Annotated in this window: 22 protein-coding genes, 1 tRNA gene and 1 pseudogene; 12 read left to right on the plus strand and 12 right to left on the minus strand. The window is 55.2% G+C overall.

Features of this window, described 5'->3' with window-relative positions:
* Window positions 1-547: 547 nt before the first annotated feature.
* The gene (locus M3A44_12755; GenBank protein ID MEQ6342481.1) at window positions 548-2,722 is read left to right on the plus strand and encodes a neutral/alkaline non-lysosomal ceramidase N-terminal domain-containing protein; all 2,175 of its coding nucleotides are present in this window, start codon (window positions 548-550) and stop codon (window positions 2,720-2,722) included.
* A gap of 128 nt (window positions 2,723-2,850) precedes the next feature.
* Here the strand turns inward: M3A44_12755 and M3A44_12760 are convergent, their stop codons facing one another.
* Window positions 2,851-3,030, minus strand: a complete 180-nt coding sequence (locus M3A44_12760) for a CsbD family protein (protein MEQ6342482.1) — start codon at window positions 3,028-3,030, stop codon at window positions 2,851-2,853.
* A gap of 218 nt (window positions 3,031-3,248) precedes the next feature.
* A complete protein-coding gene (locus tag M3A44_12765) occupies window positions 3,249-3,485 on the minus strand; it encodes a DUF2934 domain-containing protein (protein MEQ6342483.1) in 237 nt (78 codons plus the stop codon).
* 663 nt (window positions 3,486-4,148) lie between these two features.
* Between M3A44_12765 and M3A44_12770 the strand changes: the two are divergent.
* The 4 genes and pseudogenes from M3A44_12770 to M3A44_12785 all read left to right on the plus strand — a co-directional run bounded on the left by M3A44_12770 (window position 4,149) and on the right by M3A44_12785 (window position 5,356).
* Window positions 4,149-4,442 (plus strand): annotated as a pseudogene (locus M3A44_12770) (transposase).
* A gap of 226 nt (window positions 4,443-4,668) precedes the next feature.
* Window positions 4,669-4,860, plus strand: a complete 192-nt coding sequence (locus M3A44_12775) for a hypothetical protein (protein ID MEQ6342484.1) — start codon at window positions 4,669-4,671, stop codon at window positions 4,858-4,860.
* On the plus strand, window positions 4,847-5,014 hold the full coding sequence (locus M3A44_12780) for a hypothetical protein (protein MEQ6342485.1): 168 nt from the start codon (window positions 4,847-4,849) through the stop codon (window positions 5,012-5,014). The genes M3A44_12775 and M3A44_12780 overlap by 14 nt, the downstream gene beginning before the upstream one ends.
* A gap of 18 nt (window positions 5,015-5,032) precedes the next feature.
* Entirely contained in the window at window positions 5,033-5,356 is a 324-nt protein-coding gene (locus tag M3A44_12785) for a tyrosine-type recombinase/integrase (GenBank protein ID MEQ6342486.1), read from the plus strand.
* A 196-nt stretch (window positions 5,357-5,552) separates the two neighbouring features.
* Here the strand turns inward: M3A44_12785 and M3A44_12790 are convergent.
* From M3A44_12790 to M3A44_12820, 7 genes are all read right to left on the minus strand, one after another.
* Window positions 5,553-5,629, minus strand: a tRNA-Ile gene (locus M3A44_12790).
* Window positions 5,630-5,735: 106 nt separating this feature from the next.
* Window positions 5,736-7,589, minus strand: coding sequence for an RNA polymerase sigma factor RpoD (rpoD, locus tag M3A44_12795; GenBank protein ID MEQ6342487.1), 1,854 nt, complete (start codon window positions 7,587-7,589; stop codon window positions 5,736-5,738).
* A 129-nt stretch (window positions 7,590-7,718) separates the two neighbouring features.
* Window positions 7,719-9,491 carry a DNA primase gene (gene dnaG / locus M3A44_12800; protein MEQ6342488.1) on the minus strand — a complete coding sequence of 591 codons (1,773 nt, stop codon included), beginning with the start codon at window positions 9,489-9,491 and terminating at the stop codon, window positions 7,719-7,721.
* Window positions 9,492-9,634: 143 nt separating this feature from the next.
* Entirely contained in the window at window positions 9,635-10,111 is a 477-nt protein-coding gene (locus M3A44_12805; GenBank protein ID MEQ6342489.1) for a GatB/YqeY domain-containing protein, read from the minus strand.
* Window positions 10,112-10,171: 60 nt separating this feature from the next.
* Complete coding sequence (gene rpsU, locus M3A44_12810) at window positions 10,172-10,387, minus strand: 30S ribosomal protein S21 (GenBank protein ID MEQ6342490.1); 216 nt, start codon at window positions 10,385-10,387, stop codon at window positions 10,172-10,174.
* A gap of 126 nt (window positions 10,388-10,513) precedes the next feature.
* On the minus strand, window positions 10,514-11,266 hold the full coding sequence (moeB, locus tag M3A44_12815) for a molybdopterin-synthase adenylyltransferase MoeB (protein ID MEQ6342491.1): 753 nt from the start codon (window positions 11,264-11,266) through the stop codon (window positions 10,514-10,516).
* A gap of 12 nt (window positions 11,267-11,278) precedes the next feature.
* Window positions 11,279-12,214 carry a hypothetical protein gene (locus M3A44_12820; protein ID MEQ6342492.1) on the minus strand — a complete coding sequence of 312 codons (936 nt, stop codon included), beginning with the start codon at window positions 12,212-12,214 and terminating at the stop codon, window positions 11,279-11,281.
* A 466-nt stretch (window positions 12,215-12,680) separates the two neighbouring features.
* Here M3A44_12820 and moaA point away from each other — a divergent pair, with 466 nt between their 5' ends.
* From moaA to M3A44_12840, 4 genes are all read left to right on the plus strand, one after another.
* Window positions 12,681-13,769: a GTP 3',8-cyclase MoaA gene (moaA, locus tag M3A44_12825; protein MEQ6342493.1), complete on the plus strand. Its 1,089-nt coding sequence runs from the start codon at window positions 12,681-12,683 to the stop codon at window positions 13,767-13,769.
* 98 nt (window positions 13,770-13,867) lie between these two features.
* Window positions 13,868-14,356: a cyclic pyranopterin monophosphate synthase MoaC gene (moaC, locus tag M3A44_12830; GenBank protein ID MEQ6342494.1), complete on the plus strand. Its 489-nt coding sequence runs from the start codon at window positions 13,868-13,870 to the stop codon at window positions 14,354-14,356.
* 18 nt (window positions 14,357-14,374) lie between these two features.
* A complete protein-coding gene (gene moaD / locus M3A44_12835; protein MEQ6342495.1) occupies window positions 14,375-14,611 on the plus strand; it encodes a molybdopterin converting factor subunit 1 in 237 nt (78 codons plus the stop codon).
* A 2-nt stretch (window positions 14,612-14,613) separates the two neighbouring features.
* A complete protein-coding gene (locus M3A44_12840; GenBank protein MEQ6342496.1) occupies window positions 14,614-15,120 on the plus strand; it encodes a molybdenum cofactor biosynthesis protein MoaE in 507 nt (168 codons plus the stop codon).
* A gap of 223 nt (window positions 15,121-15,343) precedes the next feature.
* On the opposite strand, the gene M3A44_12845 is transcribed toward M3A44_12840, so the two are convergent.
* Window positions 15,344-17,446, minus strand: a complete 2,103-nt coding sequence (locus M3A44_12845) for a hypothetical protein (GenBank protein ID MEQ6342497.1) — start codon at window positions 17,444-17,446, stop codon at window positions 15,344-15,346.
* A 515-nt stretch (window positions 17,447-17,961) separates the two neighbouring features.
* Between M3A44_12845 and M3A44_12850 the strand changes: the two genes are divergently transcribed.
* From M3A44_12850 to M3A44_12860, 3 genes are read left to right on the plus strand one after another with little or no spacing between them, the layout of a single operon-like run.
* Window positions 17,962-18,240: a hypothetical protein gene (locus tag M3A44_12850; GenBank protein MEQ6342498.1), complete on the plus strand. Its 279-nt coding sequence runs from the start codon at window positions 17,962-17,964 to the stop codon at window positions 18,238-18,240.
* A complete protein-coding gene (locus M3A44_12855; GenBank protein ID MEQ6342499.1) occupies window positions 18,215-18,358 on the plus strand; it encodes a hypothetical protein in 144 nt (47 codons plus the stop codon). Before M3A44_12850 ends, M3A44_12855 begins: the two co-directional genes overlap by 26 nt.
* A gap of 48 nt (window positions 18,359-18,406) precedes the next feature.
* Window positions 18,407-19,540 carry a fibronectin type III domain-containing protein gene (locus tag M3A44_12860; protein MEQ6342500.1) on the plus strand — a complete coding sequence of 378 codons (1,134 nt, stop codon included), beginning with the start codon at window positions 18,407-18,409 and terminating at the stop codon, window positions 19,538-19,540.
* Between the two features lie 252 nt (window positions 19,541-19,792).
* Here M3A44_12860 and M3A44_12865 read toward each other — a convergent pair whose 3' ends face one another.
* Both M3A44_12865 and M3A44_12870 read right to left on the minus strand, forming a co-directional pair.
* Entirely contained in the window at window positions 19,793-20,716 is a 924-nt protein-coding gene (locus M3A44_12865; protein MEQ6342501.1) for a metal ABC transporter permease, read from the minus strand.
* On the minus strand, window positions 20,716-21,507 hold the full coding sequence (locus M3A44_12870) for a metal ABC transporter ATP-binding protein (GenBank protein ID MEQ6342502.1): 792 nt from the start codon (window positions 21,505-21,507) through the stop codon (window positions 20,716-20,718). The genes M3A44_12865 and M3A44_12870 overlap by 1 nt, the downstream gene beginning before the upstream one ends.
* Between the last annotated feature and the right edge of the window lie 6 nt (window positions 21,508-21,513).

A 21,513-nucleotide genomic window follows, 5' to 3' on the forward strand; every position in this document is an offset into this window, starting at 1 on the left:
TCGACAGTGTCGACGCCTGAGGTCGGGGATGCATGCCTATCCCAGCAAATACAGAACAAATCCCTCGATAATCTCTGGAATCCGCTGAGACATGTCGACAACTGTACGCCGACCTGTACGCCCCTTCTGTTCGTTTGCGCACACAAGGATAAAGGACAGGAAATTCAACCGCACGAACCAAAGCATTATCTGCATCGGCGCCTCTGTCAGCATTAGATCTTAATTAAACCGCACAACTCACGTGCTACAAGTCCGGACAGTTTATGTGTTCGCTACACAATAATCCTGCGCGCTTGCAACAGCATGCGATTTCAGGCAGCATTTCCCATGCTCTTGTTCTTTCCCACTGAGCGTTGAAGAGAATCTTATTCCCCTGGACGTTTTTTGGAACCAATTAAAACGATTCAATTCGTATGGGTGCTTGGATTATGGTGCTCAACTGGGTGAATCATGCGCAATCGAACGGGAGGGATGTGGGAACCCTGCGTCGTAATGTTTTGTGCGGCTGACCTGTTGCGATGCGAAGCAGGCACGAGAGACACACAGCATGGATGTTAACGAGATACATCAATGTGATCGGCACGGCTCCTGTGATGACCACTTCAAGACAGTGATGTCCGGGCGCATCAGATTCATTGTTTGCCTCATCGCCTTCGTGCTTTGCACAGGCTGCGCCACCATACGCGGAGAATTGCCACCCACAGAACCGTATATAGCATCCGACACCTTCCGCGCCGGCGCGGCACAAAACGACATTACCCCACCGCCGGGCTTCGCGATGGGCGGACATTCGATTGCAGGGGAGGTATCCCGGGGGCATTGGTTGCGTCTGTATGCAAAAAGCATATTTATGGAATCGACCGATGGAAGAAAGCTTGCATTTGTATCAGCGGATCTCTGGGCAATACCTGCTGGCCTTGGCGATCGGGTAGCGGAAATTCTCGGTTCAACGCCCTCAATGTGCCACATTCGTCGTGATCAGCTGATTTTAGCGGCGACTCATACTCATCAGAGCCCGGGCAACTATTCATCTTCATTTCTGTATAACAGCTTGGCATCGAAAAAAATCGGGTTTGATCCAGACTTGTTTCAATTTCTGGCGGAGCGTATTTCGACTACGATTCGGGAGTCTTGCGAGCGCGCCCAGCCTGCACTGTTACGATTCTCTGGATCACGTATAGAGCATATAGCGCGTAACCGTAGTATCGAATCGTTTCTTGTGAATGATGAAGCCCAACAAATTCTCTCAGAAAACGCGGGACTTGGCGGAGGCTGCACAAACGATGTAACGCCCGACCCTAGAGCATGCGGTGCGATTTTTCCTGTACTACGTACGTTGCAACTAAGTGATCGATATTCAGGGGACTTGATCGGCGTTGCAGCCTTTGTTGCCGTCCATCCGACGACCATGTCTCATTCGCTACCCGTGTATTCAAGCGACTTCTTTGGCATTGCGGCCAATTATGCCGAACGGAGGTTGCGAAAGTCTTCTACCGCTGTGAAACCGATTGTCGCCATCTTTAATGGCGAGGAAGGGGACGTGTCACCAATCTGGTTTGTGCAAAATAGAGACGACGCCATACGACTAGGTCGCCTTCTCGGTGAGGAAATTGTAGCCCTCCAGGAAAGAGCAACCACAATAAAGAGCGACATTAGACACCACTTTGATGTTAGACCTCTGGCGAATCGTTGCATAGGCGATGATAAGCAACATGACTCCTGCACGTTCAAGCACCCTGCCGGTGGCGCAGCCGCATTGGGAGGTGCTGAGGACGGTCGAACTTTTCTCTACAAATGGGGATGCCGGGAGGGCGAATCCCCAAGCTTGTTGTGTGGCATTGCATATGCCATCACCCATACTGCAATGGTATTTCTGTCAGGTCCTACAGATGTACCCGTGGGTATTTATCGCATCGGACCGATCGCATTCGTGACACTTCCAGGTGAATTCACCACTGTCATGGGAAGACGTATCCGAGAAGGCGTTGGAAAAATTCTTGCCCCAGAAATCAGCGACGTTATCCTCATAGGGCTTGCAAATGAATATGTGTCTTATTTTGCAAGTCCCCAAGAGTACAATGCGCAGCCTCAACAATATGAGGGGGCTTCTACTCTTTACGGGCCAGCATCCGCACCACTTATAATGCAATACGCCGAGGAGCTGGCTACGAAGCTGAAGAGCGGCGAGCCAGATATTCCTCGTACGGGCACATTTAGCTACGCGGCCGGTATACGCAGGACTTTTTCTCCAAGCGACCTTCCGAATCTTAGTCCGGAACGATTGGATAAAACCCTGCGAACGGTCACCCTCGGGGGCACATTAGCTAGCGCGTGGCAGCATTACTGCTGGCGCGCATCTGCGCCAACGCTCGCGCAGGTGTTTATGCCGCGACCTGAAAGATGGAGGCCAACGCCCTCCGTGCATATCGAAATACAAGAATCGAAAGAAAAATGGGGGCCGTTAACGATCGACGGGATTCCAGAAGATGACCAAGGAATTAACATCGTGACCGCATTGGCCGAATGGAAGGACTCAGACTCAAGCTGGTGCGCCTTCTGGCTTCCGCCCATAAATCAATCTATCACTGACAATCTCCGATTCGTAGTCGAAACGCAGGATGGCGCTAAATGCATATCAAGCAAGTTCCAAATAAATGACTTTCATGAACAGCAGAGAAACCTTCAGAAGTGCAACGAAGCAGGGGTTGGGGGTACAAGATGAATAATGTTTTCATTGCTTTTTCTCCTTTTCGCTGTTGAACTCCGAAATTTCGGAGCTAACGCTACTGGTATCTAACGCAGTCTCAGCCGCGTGTTCAAGGACACACCCGTGCATCTCACCACTCGCTCCTACTTCCCCACAACCTTCTCGACTTGGCCAATCTTTTCTTGAACCTTGCCGACGATATTTTCACCTTTCCCTTCGGCTTCCAGCTCTGGATTATCAATTAGTTTCCCTGCGATCTCCTTGACCTTACCCTTCGCTTCGTGAAACTTGCCTGCTGCCTGGTCCTTAGTACTGTGTTTCATAGTAGCTCTCCTCTATAAGTGAAAAAGTGAAAATATTGCCCCCTCTTCCTGACAGCATATAGGTAGAGCACATAATTGCAGCTCGATCTTTACGAAATCTTCTCATTGATATTCTCGTCAGAGATTTTTTCGCTGAACCGCCATTTATTTCAAATGTATCGCCGAGTTCAACGGGCGATATCGGATCAATGCCACCCGTTTGCTGCGTTTCTACCCGATCAATGAGAAGCACCTTTGATTTTGCTGTCGATTTCCATCTGCGCCTGGAACCAGTCGCGCATCGGGTCGCCACCCTGGAAGTGGCGGTGCTCTGCCATGTAATAAGCGGCTTCTGCGATCATATGTTCGCGTTGTTCCTTAGTAATCGGCGTCGGTGTATGCATCTGGGTACCGAATTCGGAACTTTTGTCGGATCCATGTGGATGATAATGTGAATCGTGTTTATGGTGAGTCATCTATTTATCCTCCTATTTCAATTGATCATGAAATGGCAAGCGTGTGTTGCCGTACTCAGTAAGTGTGAGGGGAAATCCGAGTCAACCCTCGCACCTTGCTCCGGCGACAGCTATTGCTGCCCCGGTTCCACCCTGCGTCCTGCGGCGCTGCGTCCCGCCTACGGCGGAATAAAGGGTCGAAATATAGGGTCGCCGTCTTGCATCATGACGCTCTGCCCCGGCAAGTGCTTGAGGCGGGCATGCCATAATACAAGACCCCACGACTTCTGGACGCGCTCTACCTCATACCTCCCTCCTAATAAGGTTACGCCGCTCAGCCGACGACCATATCAGACCTGATAGCTTTCCTTATATGACCAACCGTCTGCCTTCTCGACCTTTTTGAAAAGTAACACACGTCTGACAGCGCTTCTTTGATCTAGATCAATCTTTCTTCACATAAGCACGGTCTTGCAGAACGGGAGATAAACAGGGGCCTGGCTTTCGCTGGTGCGGGTGTCGATCTTCAATGACCTCTGATTTTTTAGTGTTTTCCATCGCCCGCAAGAGCCTTGGCCTGCGACGATCCGTGGCCACACCTGGGAGTTCAACACGGCACGTTGCATGGCTGCGTTTGGATCCAGGCGACTGCTCGACGTAACCTATGCCGGCCTCCCGGCTGCGGGCTACAAGCATCGTGTTACGGTTATCAGCGGCGGTGACGAACAAGCCCACGAAATCATGCCGCGCGTTCACAACGTCGCCTCGCTGCTCAAGCGGTGGTTGCTTGGAACGCTCCAGGGTGGTGTTCAGCAACAGCATCTTGATTGCTACCGCGATGAATTCACGTTTCGCTTCAACCGCCGCCGGTCAAACGCTCGCGGACTGCTCTTTTACCGCTTGGCCCAGCAGGCGGTTACTGTTGACCCGGCCCCTTACAGTTCCATTATTTACGGCAAGCCGTCTGTACGTGTGTGAAGGAGATGCCCATTTTGGAAAATACTCGCTGATTAATTTGTTTCTACTGGAAAAATTATTGGCGAAGCAAGATTTCCAGACATAACTATAAGATCAATGCATGGAAGTGAACCTTAAGTTCAGGTCGGCAAAAGCATATGACCCGGACCTAGGTAACACAGCCCTACATCATGACCGCAGCGATTTATATTCTGAGTGTTAGCGGCGCCTGTCTGATCTGGTAGATATGTGGCAGAAACACCACGGCATCATCCTGCGCGCCAAAAACACCTATAGCCGCCTCATCAATCTGTGCAGGGCGCTTGGCAACCCAACAGCCGATACGTTCAACGTCAACGTCAACATGTTTGTAGAGTATCGATCCCAGCGCCTAAATCAAGGCATCTCAATCAACAACTTAAACCGTGAACATGCTTAATCTACGCTCGGTGTTCAATGAGCTGCGTCGGCTGGGCTACCGGAAAAAAGAAAATCCTCTGGCGTTGATGCGCCAGTTTAAAATAGATGAGCGTGAGCTTTCCTACCTGAAGCTTGGGCAAATCAGTACGCTTCTGGCTGAATTGGGGAAATGACATAATGGAGATGCCTTATTGATCGCCAGGATTTGTCTGGCAACAGGATCTCGATGGAGTGAAGCAGAAGGATTACGCGCCCCACAAGTCAGCAACGGACAAATTCATTTTACAGGAACCAAATCCGGCAAAAACCGGTCTGTGCCAATCAATGATGAACTGGTCGCGGAACTGGATGAGCACTTGTCGCTTCGGTATGGTGACGAGAGATCAACGGATATCCGATATTTTCAATATGCCAATTCGGCGTTCAGAGAAGCGGTAAAGCGAGCAGGCTTAATCCTGCCGAAGGGGCAGTCGACCCATGTGCTGCGCCACACCTTTAGTCAGCCATTTCCATGATGAATGGGGGGGGGGGGAACATCCTCACCTTATAGCGTATTCTCGGTCATGGCAGCTTAACCATGACGATGCGTTATGCCCATCTGGCACCTGAACACCTGCAGGAAGCCAAAAATCTCAACCCGCTCGCGGTTGACACTTCGTTGACACTGCAAAAACGAAAAAGCGTGCTAAGTATCGCAACTGTTTGATTTTATGGTGGGCCCGCTCGGACTCGAACCGAGGACCAAGGGATTATGAGTCCCCTGCTCTAACCAACTGAGCTACAGGCCCTTGAGAGGAAAGGAGTATACCGCTGAAGCGGGGTGTTCGTCATCCTGGATACACAAAAAACCGTCTCATCAGGCAGCTATAACACCGCCTGATGAGATATGCCCGGTTAATCCAGGAAGCTGCGCAGATTTTCGGAACGGCTGGGATGGCGCAGCTTGCGCAATGCCTTGGCTTCGATCTGGCGAATGCGCTCGCGCGTTACGTCAAACTGCTTGCCGACTTCCTCAAGCGTATGATCGGTATTCATATCAATACCAAAGCGCATACGCAGCACCTTGGCTTCACGCGCTGTCAGCGTTTCCAGCACGCCCTGCGTAGCTTCGCGCAGACCCTCGACAGTGGCGGCATCCGGTGGAGACATGACATTCGGGTCTTCGATGAAGTCACCCAAATGGGAATCTTCATCGTCACCGATCGGCGTCTCCATGGAGATGGGCTCTTTGGCGATTTTCAACACCTTGCGCACCTTGTCCTCCGGCATTTCCATCTTGACCGCCAGCTCCTCAGGCGTGGGTTCGCGCCCCATCTCCTGCAATAACTGACGCGAGATACGATTGAGCTTGTTGATGGTCTCAATCATATGCACGGGAATACGAATGGTCCTCGCCTGATCAGCAATGGAACGCGTAATCGCCTGACGTATCCACCATGTCGCGTAGGTGGAGAACTTGTAACCGCGACGATATTCAAATTTATCCACCGCCTTCATCAAGCCGATATTACCTTCCTGGATCAAATCCAGGAACTGCAAGCCACGGTTGGTGTATTTCTTGGCAATCGAAATCACCAGGCGCAGATTGGCCTCGACCATTTCCTTCTTGGCGCGCCGCGCCTTGGCTTCGCCGATGGAGATCTTGCGGTTGACATCCTTGATCTCGTGAATACCTAATCCGCATTCATCCTGTATGGCGATCAGCCGGTTCTGCGCAGCCAGAATAGCTTCGGCATGCTGTTCAAGCACCCGCGAATAATCACGCTTGGCCTTGATTTGCCTCGTCAACCACTCCAGGTCCGTTTCATTATCCGGGAAAGAGGTAATGAAATCCTTGCGCGGCATGTGCGCCTGACCCACGCAGATATCCATGATCACCCGCTCATGGGCACGGATGCGATCCATCGTTTCCCGCAGCCTGTTGACCAAGCGATCAATCTGAAGTGGCGCAAGCTTGATTTCCAGGAGCGCGCCGGAAAGATCTTCACGGCATTTTATAGCCTTGGCATGACCTCTGCCGTGCTTCTCGGAAGCCGCCATGAACTTCTCGTGCAACTCGCGCAGATTGGCAAAACGCACGCGCGCCTCTTCGGGATCCAGCCCGGTATCAACCTCGTCCAGCTCGGCGTCGACATCCGCGGTTGCCTCTTCGTCATCGTCAGGGATATCGGCTACTGCGGCAAATTCGGGCTCTTTTTCAAATTCTGCGGCGGGGAGATCACCCTCAGCCACAGCGGGATCAATATAACCGCGTATCACTTCGGTAAGGCGAATCTCACCGGCCTGCGCCCTGTCATGCTGCCGTATCAGCTCGGCAATCGTCTCGGGGTACGTGGCGAGTGAGGACAGCACCTGGCCCAGACCGTCCTCAATACGCTTGGCGATCTGGATTTCACCCTCGCGGGTAAGCAGCTCGACTGTTCCCATCTCGCGCATATACATGCGCACCGGGTCGGTGGTGCGACCGAAGTCACCATCGACGCTCGCCAGTGCCGCCGCCGCTTCTTCTGCCGCATCGTCGTCTGCGGCAACGGCGGTATCGGCCAGCAACAAGGCATCGGCATCCGGCGCAACTTCGTGTACCGGTATGCCCATGTCATTGATCATGCCGATAATATCTTCGATCTGTTCAGGATCGACGATTTCATCCGGTAGGTGATCGTTGACCTCGCGGTAAGTAAGAAACCCTTGTTCCTTGCCTTTTGCGATCAATAATTTCAACTGTGACTGTTGCTGTTCCTGATTCATACTTACCCAGTAGTCTTGACGTTTAAGGTTAATTGAACTCAGCAAAAATAACTTTCTATCTTACACTAAGCTGCATGTCATGCAAAGAAACCTCTGAAAAAGTCACAGGTTTCGCGGCACAATAAAAAATCATCCACCCGTTTTTTCACCGGCCGCCTCGCGCTCATCCCTGGCAAGCAGCCGGCCCAAATCACTTTTCTCCTCAGCACTCAAGCCCTCCAGTTTATCCTTGCGCAACAGGCCCTCAACAAGCTGATCAATACGTTGTTCGCGCAGGCACCTCAGCGCGCCGTTAAACTCCGCCTCCACGCCTTCAGACACTGAAGGCGTCCACTGCGCCAACGTAGCCAGATGATGGCCTTCCTTGGTGTCGCGCCAGCGCTCCAGCAGGGCGCCAACATTTAAATGAGGCTGCGCATGCAATAATTCAAGCAATTCCGCCAACAAGTGCACACCTGGGACATCAAGATCAGACAGCCACCTTGCATCACCCGCCCGAAGCGCCAAGTCGGGCTTGTACAAAAGCATCTCAATCGCCATACGCACCGGCGAGCGGCTGCCTACATGCTTGACCGGTGCAGTTGCGGGCCGTCGCGGCGCCCGGGCCTTACCACTGCCCACTATGCCCGCGAGCGCCACCGAATCCATGCGCGCGATGTCAGCCAGTCGCTCCATCATCATGTGCTTGAACGCACCCTCCGGCACATTGGACAACAAGGGGCGCACAAGTTCCACCAACCGGGCGCGTCCGTCCATGCTTGATATATCGGCCTGCTTGGTCAAGTTGGTATAAAAAAATACCGAAAGTGGGACGGAGTCCTCAATGCGCGCCTCAAAGCCCCCTTGGCCTTCTTTGCGGACCAGCGTATCGGGGTCCTCCCCCTCGGGCAGGAACATGAAGCGCGCAGTACGCCCATCGGACATCAGCGGCAGGGCATTTTGCACCGCCCGCCACGCCGCATCGCGCCCGGCGCGGTCACCGTCAAAACAGAATATCACTTCAGGGACAACACGGAAGATGCGCTCAAGGTGCTCGCGCGTGATGGCGGTGCCCAGAGTTGCCACCGCATTGCGAACGCCGAACTGCGCCAGCGCCACGACATCCATGTAACCCTCCACCACCAGCAGCCGGTCAAGCTGGCGCGACGCCTTGCGCGCCTCATACAAGCCGTAAAGTTCACGGCCCTTGTGGAACACCGGCGTCTCGGGCGAATTGAGATACTTGGGTGTATCGTCTCCCAGCACCCGCCCGCCAAAGCCGATGACGCGGCCACGCGCATCACGGATAGGAAACATGATGCGGTCGCGGAAACGATCGTAATAACCGCCACCCTCTTTCTCTATCAGCAAGCCCGCCTCTGCCAAACGCGCCTGGGATGCGGGATTCCCTCCCTGCGCGCGCAGCAGGTTATCCCAGCCCGGCGGGGCAAAGCCGATATCGAATTCGGCGACGATTTCACCACTCAGCCCGCGCCCCTTCAAGTAATCGGTAGCACGCCGCGCCTGAGAATGTTCACGTAGCTGCCGCCGGTAAAAAACAGAGGCCTGGACAAGCAATTCATACAGATCCTTGCCCTTCGCGACCACAGCAGAATCCGGGGCTGTTTGCGGCACCTGCATCCCGGCGCGCGCCGCAAGATCCTGGACTGCTTCGACAAAATCCATGCGCTCATATTCCATCAAAAACCCGATGGCAGTGCCGTGCGCACCGCAACCGAAGCAATGATAGAACTGTTTTTCAGGGCTGACGGTAAAGGAAGGTGTCTTTTCGTCGTGAAACGGGCAGCGCGCCGTGTAGTTGCTGCCGGCCTTGCGTAAAGGGACGCGCGAGTCGATCACGTCGACGATATCGACGCGCGCCATTAATTCATCGATAAACTGCTGGGGAATCCTGCCTGCCATGCGCTATTGTAAGCCTCCAGCGCTTCGCCGTCTGCCTGTAAAGTCAGGCTGACAGAAACTTAGAGATTCCGCACACACTAAAGAGGGAGAGAGAGATTGAAAACAATAATCAGAACAACCTCGAATGAGGTTGTTCTGATTTGTCAAACAGATGGAAACAACGCGGCCAACCTGGTTTTGATCTTGGCGCCCACCACGCCCATGTCGGCACGGCCCTGGACCTGCGGCTTGAGCGCAGCCATGATCTTGCCCATGTCTTTGGCAGAAGCGGCTCCGCTTGCGGTTATCGCCTCGCCGATCAAGGTGTCGATCTCCTCCTCGCCGAGCTGAACGGGGAGATATTCCTGGATCAGACCTATTTCAAAAGCCTCCTGCGCGGCAAGCTCGGCGCGCCCCGCCGCCTCGTACTGACTGAAAGAGTCACGGCGCTGCTTGATCATCTTGTCAAGTATGACAAGGACTTGCGCATCATCAAGAGTGATGCGCTCGTCGACTTCGCGCTGCTTGAGCGCCGCCAGGATCAGGCGAATCACACCCAACCGCTCTTTCTCCTTGGCGCGCATCGCAGACTTCATATCTTCTTCGATGCGCTGCTTCAGGCTCTGCTCACTGCTCGCCATAATACCCCCCACGCAGGAGCAGCCATGAAACCGCCCCTGTAGCCTGCCAGGAAAAAAGCCTTAGTACATGCGAACCCGTTTTGTAATATCGCGTGAGGACTTCTTGAGCTGCCGCTTCACCGCCGCCGCCGCCTTGCGCTTGCGCACCGAGGTTGGCTTTTCATAGAACTCACGAGCGCGGACGTCAGCCAATGTGCCGGCCTTTTCACATGTTCTCTTGAAACGACGCAAAGCGACTTCAAACGGCTCATTCTCTCTTACGCGAACTAATGGCATCTATAACCTCAACAAATGAAAAATGGATAACAATCAACATAAAGCTGGAAAGAACTGTGCTCGGCCACCTGCTTGTGACCGATTAAACCGCCAATTCTAATCCCAAAACATCAGGGATGCAAAGATTTATGCTTGTCGCACGGAACAAACCGGACAATCTGGATCCTGGGATAGCCGGATCGTCCGCCAGCGCATGGCCAGCGCATCAAGCAGCATCAATCGCCCAGCCAGGGTATCGCCAATGCCGAGCAACAGCTTGAGGGTTTCCGCAGCCTGGATGCTGGCAATGATTCCAACGGCGGGGGCAAACACGCCGTTCTGGCCGCACGTCTCGGCGGCCTCCCCATCCTCTTTGTATAAACAACGGTAGCAGGGACTGTCAGGCTGATCCGCGCGAAACACTGTTACCTGTCCTTCCATGCGGATCACGGAACCGGATACGAGAGGCGTCTTTTCCATCACGCAGGCTGCATTGAGCGCAAAGCGCGTGGCGAAATTGTCGCTGGCGTCTACCACCACATCGGCAAGCCGCACCTGCTCGCGCAACGCCTCTCCCGCCAAGCGCGCATTGATAGCACCGACCTCAATGCCCGGGTTGAGCGCCAGCATGGCATCCTTGGCGGAGCTGACCTTGTCGCGCCCCACGTCAGCAGTGCGGTGGACAATCTGGCGCTGGAGATTGGTGAGATCAACCTGATCATCGTCACTAATCACCACATGGCCGACGCCGCTGCTCGCCAGATACATAACCACCGGCGAACCCAAGCCGCCCACGCCGATCACCAGCACCCGCGCGCGCAGCAATTTTTCCTGCCCCGCAAAGTCGATCTGGGGCAGCAGAATATGACGGCTGTAGCGCGTTAACTGCTCATCATTCACAACAGAGCACGCTTAACTGCGCGTGTAGACATAGAAAGCATCCACCGGTACGCGCGCGTTATCGGCCCATCCACCTATCAAATAGGCCGACTTGTCTACCACCGCGACCCCCATGGCCGCCAGCGTGCCCGGCATGGGGCCGACTTGATGCCACGCACCCGCTCCTGCATCATAATAGGCTGCACGGTCATGGATACCATCGCCGCTGTACCCGCCAAAGATGAAGACTTGCCCATCCAGGATGCAGGCACCCAGACCGGCGGCGGTCCATGGCAAGACAAGCGTCGCGTCTCTTACCCACGCGCCCTGCGCCGGGTCATAAGATTCCACGAAGTCGAAGTTATGGAACCCCTTGCTGCTGAAGGCCACCCCGCCCATCGTCAATATCTTCCCTCCGGAGACGACGGCGGTGAGCGCGAACCTGGGCGTTGGCAAGGGGGCGATCTCCTCCCAGGCCCCTTTAGCAATATCCAGACGCTCACAGAAATCAAAGCCTGGGTCAGTTTGCGGCCCACCCTCCGTGGCGCCTGGATGGTGCCCGCCCATCACATAGATACAACCATCGAGATAAGCCACCGCCGGGTAATCATGCGGCATCAGCAGGTCAGGGCCGCGTTCCCACACATCCCGCTCAGGGTAATAAATTTCGACATCGGTCAAAAACTTGAACGTTCCATTCGGCTGTTTGAACCCCCCGCCCATCACAAAGATGCGATCACCAACCGTGACTGCCACCGTACCCGACCGCAAGGTAGGCATGTCCGCACGCCTTTCCCAGGCCCCAGCGGCAGGATCATACATCCGGGTCAGGTTCATGCTGGCGAAATTCACGCCACCGCCGCCAAACGTGTAAATTTTATTGTTATGAACGGCCACAGACGGGTGAGACCGCGCAACATCCAGAGGCCCCTTATTAACCCATCCGCTCGAACGAACAGCATCTTCCATACCACAGCCCTCTTTAAAATAGCTAATATGTTATATTATAATCGTTTTTTTCGGTGAAATGCCCAGAACCACCTGTGCCATCCTGCTCGCCAGCGACAAAAAAATAAAAATTAAACCATCAGTGGCCTATAAAATGAAATGAATTTATGGTACAAAAACCTAGCCGGGGTAAAGCAAGGGAGCTTAAGGGGAGAAAAACTCACCAAGATCCTTATTGAATAAACAAAAATAACTAAAACATAACACAAGAATAGCCGATACATAAGTTTAGATACGAACGCGATGCGACTTTGCAAGAAAGAAATGACATTGAACTTGCCTAAACAATCATTTAATCACCTAAACACTTGGGTGGCCATGTTGGCATATTGCAGGACTTTCGTGTATGTTGCTAAAATCTGACTATATTACTAGGTTATTCGCGTGCTAGCGAAACCCACTCACCTAACCCTGAGGAGACAAAACCGTGCTCCAGAATAGCTCCATCCTTGCCAATGACAGCTTGAGCGTGGCTCCACAGGCGCCTGCCAGCGTCCAGACGACCTCGCTTCCACCCCTGCAAGACGCCTTTGGGCGCACATTCGATTATGTGCGTATTGCCGTCACGGATCGATGCAACCTGCGCTGTACGTACTGCATGCCGGAAGAAGGCGTCGAGTTCAAGCACAAGGACTCTGTCCTGAACGCCGAAGAAACCATGCGCATTATTTCAGTGCTTGCCAAGATCGGCATAAAAAAGGTGCGATTTACAGGCGGTGAACCGACAATCCGCAAGGATATCGTCGATCTCGTCGCAGGCGCGGCATCAACCCCGGGCATCAAAGGTGTGCATCTCACCACCAACGGCCTGCTGCTGCACCGCTACGCCAAAGACCTGCTGAATGCCGGACTCACCGGGATCAACCTCAGCCTGGACAGCATGGACGCCGACCGCTTCATGCGTATCACGCGCCGTACCGGCGTCAATACCGTGCTCGACAATATCCAGCTGGCACTGGATATGGGATTCCCCCGCGTCAAGGTCAATGTCGTTCTGATGCGTGGCTTCAACGAAGACGAACTGGAAAAGTTTACCGCCTACACCAAGGACCACGCCGTAACGGTGCGCTTTATTGAATTCATGCCATTCGATGCAGAGCAGATCTGGGGCAGCGGCGACCATTTCGCCAGCGCAGAAAGCATTGTTGCCCGCATTCATTCGCTTTATCCCGATGTCGGTCCCGCGCCGGGCACACGCACCGAGCATCACATCTTCAAGGTTCCCGGCTGGGCGGGCAAAATCGCCGTCATTCCCGCCTTCACCCGCAGCCTGTGCGGCAATTGCTCGCGCATCCGCGTCACCGCCGACGGCAGTATACGCAACTGCCTGTACTCCGATGACGAATATAATCTCAGGGAAGTCATGCGCGAAGGCGGCACAGATGACGACATGATCGCGCTGTTCCGCCAGGCCTTCGCCGACAAGGCCATTGACGGCTACGAGTCCAAAAAGCGCTCCGACGCCAAAGTCAGCCTTTCCCCGCACCGCGGCAGCATGACCCAGATCGGCGGCTAAAACAGACCATACCATACGCAGCGCCTTGCTTCATTCACACGGCAAGGCGCGCGCCGCAATGAATATTCCGATTAAATATCAAGCAGGTGAACGACACAATGGCAAATGAATTTACCCATTTCAACGCCAAGGGCGAGGCCCATATGGTGGACGTTGGCGACAAGGCCGTAACCCAGCGCGAGGCCGTCACTGAAGGCCGCATCTATATGAGTCCAAAGACCCTGGAGATGATTATGCAGGGCACCCACAAGAAAGGGGATGTATTAGGTATCGCGCGTGTTGCCGGCATCATGGGCGCAAAAAAAACCCCTGATCTAATTCCATTATGCCATCCCATTAATTTGACTGCGGTCGAGCTCGACCTGATCCCTGAGCCGGATAAAAATGCGGTGTATTGCCGTGCGGCCGTCCGTTGTGGTGGGCAGACCGGCGTGGAAATGGAGGCGCTTGCCGCAGTGCAGATCGCCTTGCTAACCATCTACGACATGTGCAAAGCGGTAGACCGTGGCATGGTGATGCAGGACATCGGCTTGCTGGAAAAATCCGGCGGCAAATCGGGAACCTGGACCAGGGCCGAGCAAGGCTAACGCATTCGAGGGCTGAACATGAACATCAAAATACGCTATTTTGCCAGTATGCGTGACCGTATGGGCCGCGCCGAGGAAACCGTTTCAGTTGATGGCGACGCTGTTACCGTTGCAGACCTGTGGAAAAAGGTATCCTCCGGCCAGGATTTACCCGGCAGCACACTGATCGCCGTCAACATGGAATATACGGACGGTGCGGCAACTGTGAAAAACGGTGACGAAGTCGCCTTCTTTCCGCCTGTCACGGGAGGCTGATCATGAACGCAAAAACCGGCATTACAGTCCTGGTCCAAGAGGAATCCTTTGATCCTTGCCAGCTCACTGCTGCTCATCAGGCCACACTTGATGCCAGCAAATGCGGGGGCATCGTGACCTTCGTCGGCACCATGCGCGACTACAATGACGGCCACAGCGTGTCATCAATGTACCTGGATCACTATCCGGGCATGACTGAGCGACATATCGAAAAGGTGTGTCAGGAAGCCGCTGAAAAATGGGAGGTGATTGACATTCTAGTGGCGCACCGCTACGGCGAGATCAAACCTTCCGACGCTATCGTGCTGGTCGCCGTGTGGTCAGCCCACCGCGCCAACGCCTTCGACGCCTGCCGTTTCGTGATCAACTACCTGAAAGAACGCGCGCCATTCTGGAAGCGTGAATCAACCCCCGCAGGCGAGCGCTGGGTGGAACACAACACCAAGGATCCCGCTGCCGAGGCATCGGCGGCAGCCGTCAGCGCAGCAGGCATACGCCGTACTGGCTGAACTCGCGCCTTTCCCTGAAAAGGCAAGTAGCTTTGCGTGCCGCAGCCCAGGGCGCGCTGGATTGCTCCATCCGCAGGGAGGTGGCCATCCGACTTCCCTCTCTAACCTTCCGCTTCGTGGGGGGCGAGAGGGCCAGCTGTACTCTCCTTGTGTTGAAATTCAGCGTTCATGAAAATCCGTCCCGGCGCGCATTACATGCGCCGGGACGGGATACATCTCAGCCTTAGCCTTCTATCGGCTCCTCCAGACAGAAGCCGGCGCTGTCCGAATTGACGTGCCCTACCCACTGGCTATCGACGATAACGCGATCCACGGCGACGACGCGAATAACATAGCCGCAGGGCTTCATGCCCGTGGTATCGAGCGTCCAGGCATCGCCACCGGGGGCAGGCGCGGTTTGCACAACCCCCGAACTTGGGCTAGGTACCGCCTCGCCGGGATCATTGACCACGGGTTCGACACCCAGGATGTAGCCGCCCAGATAGTCGTCGCGTGCGATGAAGTTGCCGGAAAGCACCGTGCCGGGCTGGAATTTTCCGCAGTTTCCAGCGCCGATGGTGATGTCGATCGACGCCTCCGGCCAGGTATTGTCAAGCTGGATCACATGAGTGTCCGTGCCTTGCAGAATACCGCCGCCATCATAGGTGGACAGCCTGACGTACCACTTGGTATCGCCTGTTGTGTCCCACTGCGCGAGCACGATGCCCGCATTCTGGGTGAACGGAAGGTAATCGAAGCGCTTGGTGACTGCATTGGCCTTATGCGTGCTGGTGTTTCCGATCTGGTCTGTCACTATCAGGTCGGTCAATACCGGTGTCCATAGCGAGCCGTCCTGGCTTACCTCGACGATATAGCTGTAGCCCACGATAGGCAATCCCTGCACCGTCACGCGACCAGCAAAAGGACACGGCCTGCCGAGCGAGTCGGGTTGCTGATTGTTGGTGGCGAATACCGCGGTGGCCGTGGTCAAACCCGTAACGTTATGGATATGTCCGACCGGGATACCGCCAAGGATAGCGATCTTGCCGGCCGGAGCCAGAGCAGACGGCGCTATATCAATCAGCGTCTCCTCACGATTTCCCCACGTCGGCACCTGGTTGGGATTGGCGCATGGCACGGCAACATTCCATGACAGGATGGCACGGATGCGCACGACTCTTGGCCCTTTCTTGCAAGGCTGGCGGTACGGATTGAGGTCGACCGGCAGGCGCACGGCGTAGTACACGCCTTCAGGCGGGATGTTGGCAAGGTCATAAACGCGTACGCTTGTCGTGCCAAGACAGGTTTCGAAGCTGCCATTACCATCGAAATCACCCCAGAAGGTCACATACTCGCGGCTGCCATCTGTGCAGGGTCCACCGGAAAAGCCCGATGGTTTCTTGACCTGGATCACACCCACCAGAGTATCTGGGAAGTTGGGGTCCAGCCCAATGCACTTGAGCTCTTCGAAGCTGGTATCACCATCCGTTTTGGGAAACAAAAGATCGTTTATCTCAGGATTGATCTGGATGCCCGGCAGAAATTTCGTGAACGCCTCGGCGCTCAGCGTGGTCTGCCCGCTGGCGAATGCCGAAAGTTCCTTGAAGGCGAAACGGTGTACCGGCACGCCTTTGCCCTTGTACAGCGCCGACAGCTCCACCGCGCCAAGGCTCTTCATCTTGGTGGGGATGGGCGTTTCAAGATCGAGTATCTCCTCGATATTGGGCGGTAATTTAACCTTAGCCGCCACAAAATCCTTGGAGCCAAGGAACCAGCGGCGCGGCTCGACCTGGATCGTCTCCTGACGCACGTTGCCCCACACCGGCTTCCAGTTGGGCTGGTTCGCTGGTGGTGGATTGTTCCAGGACAGGATCGCCCGCACCAGAATCAGGTGGTTGAAGAAACACAGCTTGCGCTTGGGATCGACCTTCAGCGAAACCGCATATTCCAACCGTTTACCGCCGTCCGTCCCTTCTGGGATGTTATGGGCCTGGAAGCTGGTCATGCCCTGATCGTCCCACGTCGCGCCATTATCGAAGGACAGATAAAAGCGCACGTATTCCGTACTACCCGGGCCGCAGACATCACTACCGTAACCTGACGGCTGGTAGACATAAACCACAGCTTCCAGATATTCCTGCTGTGGCTGATAGCCCACGCAGCCCAGCGCCTCATAATGGGTGTTGCAACAGATCGGCAGGATCGGCGTGAACGTGCTTTCGGCAAGATTGCCGAAGTAATTCGGGTTGGAGAGCAGCAGCGGCTTGAATGCCGCACGCTCCTTGGGATGTGCTTCCTGCAATGCCGTTTGGGACTTCTGAACAGCTTTCTTTATCTCGTCATTCATTGGTGTACTCCTTATACGTGTGAGGTGATGGTTTTTCATCAGAACAGACATAGAGATGTCAGATCCGTACATGGACAAGCAAACGGGCACGCCATTCCGACACATTCAGCCACCGCAAAAGACGCCATCCATGGCCACAAACCTTATCCCTGGAGGGAAGGATGCGGCATTGAAATCCCGCAGGCTCTGCACATCCTTACGCTGAAAATGCTCCATGTCATGATCGAGGAATACTCGATGGACACAGCGTATCTCAGGAGGCGTTACAGATCGGATACAGATTTTGAATGTTTCTTCCTGACCTTATATTCCGCATCTGATATTCAGAAAAATAGGCTTGACAAACTGCACCGCCATGAAGCACATGTGTGGAGGAAGAGAAACAGTGGGCTGGATTTGCCTTTTCCTTTTAGAATACCGCCCCAAAACGCACCGAACGCAGGCACAGGTTTAATTTGACAAGGAGTGCTCCATGCCACGCTTTTCCCGATACGCTGTTTTATTCATGACCCTGCTTGTTTCCGCTCGCCGCCGCCACGGCATCTACTTCTCCACCACCTACGTTAAGCGAAGTCGCCAACAAACTTTCAACCATGCAAGTGCCGTTTGTGCCCAACGGCGGGCAGTGGGATAAACAGGCCGCGTTCGCCGCACACACTTTTGCCGGAACGTTGTTTGTCACCACCGAGGGCAAGCTGGTTTACAGCCTGCCCGGCAAGCCCAAGGCGAATGGTTCCGCTGATAGAGGTGAAGGCAAAGGCCAGTTATATGATTGGCGCGGCCAGCCGTCATAGTCGCCACACCGGGGCGCTTAATACTGGCCCCCTCGATAGTTTCGAGCGGGTGCGCCTGGGCGAAGTGTTCAAGGGTGTGGAGGTTGAGTTACGCGCCACCGGCAGCAACGTCGAATAAATCTTCACCGTCAAACCGCACCAGGACCCCAAACAAATCCGCCTGCGTGTGGCGGGTGCAAACAAACTCGCGTTGGGCAAGCGCGGCGAACTGATCGTGCAGACCGGCAACGGGCCAGTCACCTACACCGCGCCGATTGCCTATCAGGAAGACACTAACGGCAAGCGCAGCGAGATTAAAGTGGCTTACGCGCTCAACACCGACACCCACAGCCATGGCTTTACGGTGGGTGACTACAACCCTGAGCAGGCGCTGGTGATTGACCCGCTGTTGCAGTCTACTTATCTGGGTGGTGCGGGGGAGGATATCGCCAGTGCCCTGGCCATCCACCCCGTCAGCGGCAAGGCGTATGTCGCGGGCAATACCGAGTCGACCAACTTCCCCGCCACTACCGGTGGGGCGCAGCCAGCCTATGAATTGGGCCGTGGATTGGGAGGTGATGCCTTTGTCAGCCTCTTCAACGCCAGTCTCACGACGCTGTTGCAATCCACCTATCTGGGCGGTGCGGGGAGGGATGACGCCAATGCCCTAGCCATTCACCCCACCAGCGGTGAAGTGGTTGTGGTGGGCGGTACCACCTCGGCCACCTTCCCCGCCACCCTTGGCGGGGCGCAGGCAACCCATGCCGGAAACATGGATGTCTTCATCACCCGCCTCTCACCCTCGCTGGCCCTCGTTGACGCCCCCGGCGCATCGACTATTCCCGGCGCGCCAGTGATCGGCACAGCCACCGCAGGCAATGCCCAGGCCACCGTGGGCTTCACCGCCCCGGCCAGTAACGGCGGATCGGCGATTACCGGCTACACCGTTACCTCATCCCCCGGCGGCATCACCGCCATCGCCACAGCAGCGCCGATCACGGTGACGGGTCTGACCAACGGCACGGCCTACACCTTCACCGTGACAGCCAGTAACGCGGTAGGCCAGAGTGCGGCTTCGGGTGCTTCAAACAGCGTAACGCCCGCCGCCACCAGGATCGTACCCGATTCCGTGCCGACTTCCGCGCCCGCCTCTGGTGGCGGCAGCACTTCCGTGCCCATGCTTCTGGCACTGTCGGCGCTTTACTGGTGGCGCCGTCGCGGCAATAAATGTAGGGCGGGTTGGCGTTTTTTGCGTAACCCGCCAAGCGTGCGAAGCACACAAACTGTTTTTTGTGAGTGCCTAGCAGCCTGTCGGACTTAGGGGATCGTGGCGAAAAAGCGGGAGAGCGAGGACAGTTTTTCGCTATTTTGAGGAGAATAGCTGGCACTATTTAACGAAAAATAGCGGAAAAATGGACCGCTCTCCCACTTTTTCAGCAGATTCGACCTAAGTCCGACAGGCTGCTAGCGGCACGGTTGGTGGGTTACGGCGCAGAAAACCGCGCCTAACCCGCCCTACATCGACTATCTAAACGGCATTGACCCCATATCGGCAATCTTGACGAGATTGACGCTACGGACGCGGCTGTCCGGATTCTTCCTGATCCTGTTGCTCATGCCGCGGGCCGTGAGGATGGGAGTGGATGACATCGCCGTGGCGGTGGATGTGTTCGTGGAGGATGAAGCGTTCCTTGATGTAATTGAACAGCAGCACCAGGCAGAACAGGCTGGCGCCGAACAGCACGATGGTTGCACCGGATGCGGCGTTGAAGATGTAGCTCAGATACATGCCCACCACGCCCATGAGGGCGCCGATGAGGGTGGAATAGATGATCATCCGGCTGAAACTGTCGGTGAGCATGCGGGCGGTGATGGCGGGAATGACCAGGGTGGCGGCGATCATGGTGACACCGACGATGTTCATCGAGGCGATGATCGCCAGGGTGAGGATGAAGGAAAACATCAACTGCACTATTCCGGTGTTAATGCCAAAGACGCGCGCCGCTTCGTTGTCGAACGTGGAGAACAGCAGCGGCTTGTACATCAAAAATACCGTTACCATGGTGAAGGCGGTGACCAGCGCGATGACGGTTAGGTCCTCGCTGGTAACACCCAGGATATTGCCGAACAAGGCCGCTTCGAAGCTCTGGGTAAAGGTGCGCACACGGCTGATGATGGCTATACCCAGCGCGAAGAAGGCGGTGGTGACAATGCCGATTGCAGCGTCGGATTTGATCTTGCCACCCTTCGCTACCTGATTGATCAGAACGGCAGCCAGCAAGCCCATTGCGCCCGCACCGACATAGAAATTCAGTCCAAGGGTAAAACCCACCACGGCGCCGCCAAAGGCAGCGTGGGATAGCCCGTGACCGATGTAGCTCATGCCGCGCAGCACGATGTACACGCCGATCAGACCGCACAGCGCTCCCACCATCAGGGAGGCAAACAAACTGTTCCTGAAAAACTCGTAGGCGAGCGGCTCCAGCAAAAAATCCATCATGTTTGTTCTTTCTCTGCGAGATGCAACGGCGTGCCGCTGGCAATCAGGAAATGATCTCCGTGCTCCACAATCACGATATCACCGCCATAGGTTTCGGTAAGTATGCCGTTGGTGAAAATGTCGCGTGGCTTGCCTTGGGCAACCAGCCCTTTGTTGAAACAGATCACCCAGGGCAGGTGCGATGCGACGGCATTCAGATCGTGGGTGGTGAGAAGGATGGTGATCCCTTCTTTATTCAGGTCGCCCAGCAGGTGCAGCACATCGTGCTGGGTTTTTATATCGACCCCGGCGGTAGGCTCATCGAGCACCAGCAGCTTGGGATTATTGATCAGGGCGCGTGCCAGAAAGGCGCGCTGGCGTTGCCCGCCGGAGATGTTGACGATGTGGTGATGCAGGCAGTCGTGGATGCCGAGCCGGTTCGCCAGATCGTGAACCTTGTTGCGCTCTTGCCGGGTGGACCAGGGCCAGATCCCCTTGTTGGTGTACAACCCCATGAGGATCACCTGCTCCACGGTGACGGGGAAGCTCCAGTCCACACTTTCAAGCTGGGGGACGTAGCCGATACTCCCCGGCGGGAGCTTGTCCACGGGCAGCCCCAGCAGCCGCACATTGCCCGAGAACACCGGCTGGGTTCCAAGGATAGTTTTTAGCAGCGTGGTCTTGCCCGATCCGGTCGGCCCTACAATACCGGCAAACTGGCCTGCGGGGATTTCCAGGGAGAGGCGGCTAAAAACGACTTTGCGTTCATAACCCACCGATACGTCGCGTAATCTGACAGCAGCTTCCATTTATAC

This window comes from Gammaproteobacteria bacterium, from assembly GCA_040183005.1.
In the GTDB taxonomy this organism is placed as follows: Bacteria; Pseudomonadota; Gammaproteobacteria.

Bases quoted from the DNA above. Each gene is read 5' to 3' on its own strand.
- dnaG (MEQ6342488.1), bottom strand. From the start codon at position 9,491: ATGGCAGGCAGGATTCCCCAGCAGTTTATCGATGAATTAATGGCGCGC.
- M3A44_12765 (MEQ6342483.1), bottom strand. From the start codon at position 3,485: ATGACTCACCATAAACACGATTCACATTATCATCCACATGGATCCGAC.
- M3A44_12755 (MEQ6342481.1), top strand. From the start codon at position 548: ATGGATGTTAACGAGATACATCAATGTGATCGGCACGGCTCCTGTGAT.
- M3A44_12805 (MEQ6342489.1), bottom strand. From the start codon at position 10,111: ATGGCGAGCAGTGAGCAGAGCCTGAAGCAGCGCATCGAAGAAGATATG.
- M3A44_12845 (MEQ6342497.1), bottom strand. From the start codon at position 17,446: ATGAATGACGAGATAAAGAAAGCTGTTCAGAAGTCCCAAACGGCATTG.
- M3A44_12870 (MEQ6342502.1), bottom strand. From the start codon at position 21,507: ATGGAAGCTGCTGTCAGATTACGCGACGTATCGGTGGGTTATGAACGC.
- M3A44_12855 (MEQ6342499.1), top strand. From the start codon at position 18,215: ATGATTGGCGCGGCCAGCCGTCATAGTCGCCACACCGGGGCGCTTAAT.
- moaD (MEQ6342495.1), top strand. From the start codon at position 14,375: ATGAACATCAAAATACGCTATTTTGCCAGTATGCGTGACCGTATGGGC.
- M3A44_12865 (MEQ6342501.1), bottom strand. From the start codon at position 20,716: ATGGATTTTTTGCTGGAGCCGCTCGCCTACGAGTTTTTCAGGAACAGT.
- moaC (MEQ6342494.1), top strand. From the start codon at position 13,868: ATGGCAAATGAATTTACCCATTTCAACGCCAAGGGCGAGGCCCATATG.
- M3A44_12775 (MEQ6342484.1), top strand. From the start codon at position 4,669: ATGTGGCAGAAACACCACGGCATCATCCTGCGCGCCAAAAACACCTAT.
- M3A44_12840 (MEQ6342496.1), top strand. From the start codon at position 14,614: ATGAACGCAAAAACCGGCATTACAGTCCTGGTCCAAGAGGAATCCTTT.
- rpoD (MEQ6342487.1), bottom strand. From the start codon at position 7,589: ATGAATCAGGAACAGCAACAGTCACAGTTGAAATTATTGATCGCAAAA.
- rpsU (MEQ6342490.1), bottom strand. From the start codon at position 10,387: ATGCCATTAGTTCGCGTAAGAGAGAATGAGCCGTTTGAAGTCGCTTTG.
- M3A44_12820 (MEQ6342492.1), bottom strand. From the start codon at position 12,214: ATGGAAGATGCTGTTCGTTCGAGCGGATGGGTTAATAAGGGGCCTCTG.
- M3A44_12760 (MEQ6342482.1), bottom strand. From the start codon at position 3,030: ATGAAACACAGTACTAAGGACCAGGCAGCAGGCAAGTTTCACGAAGCG.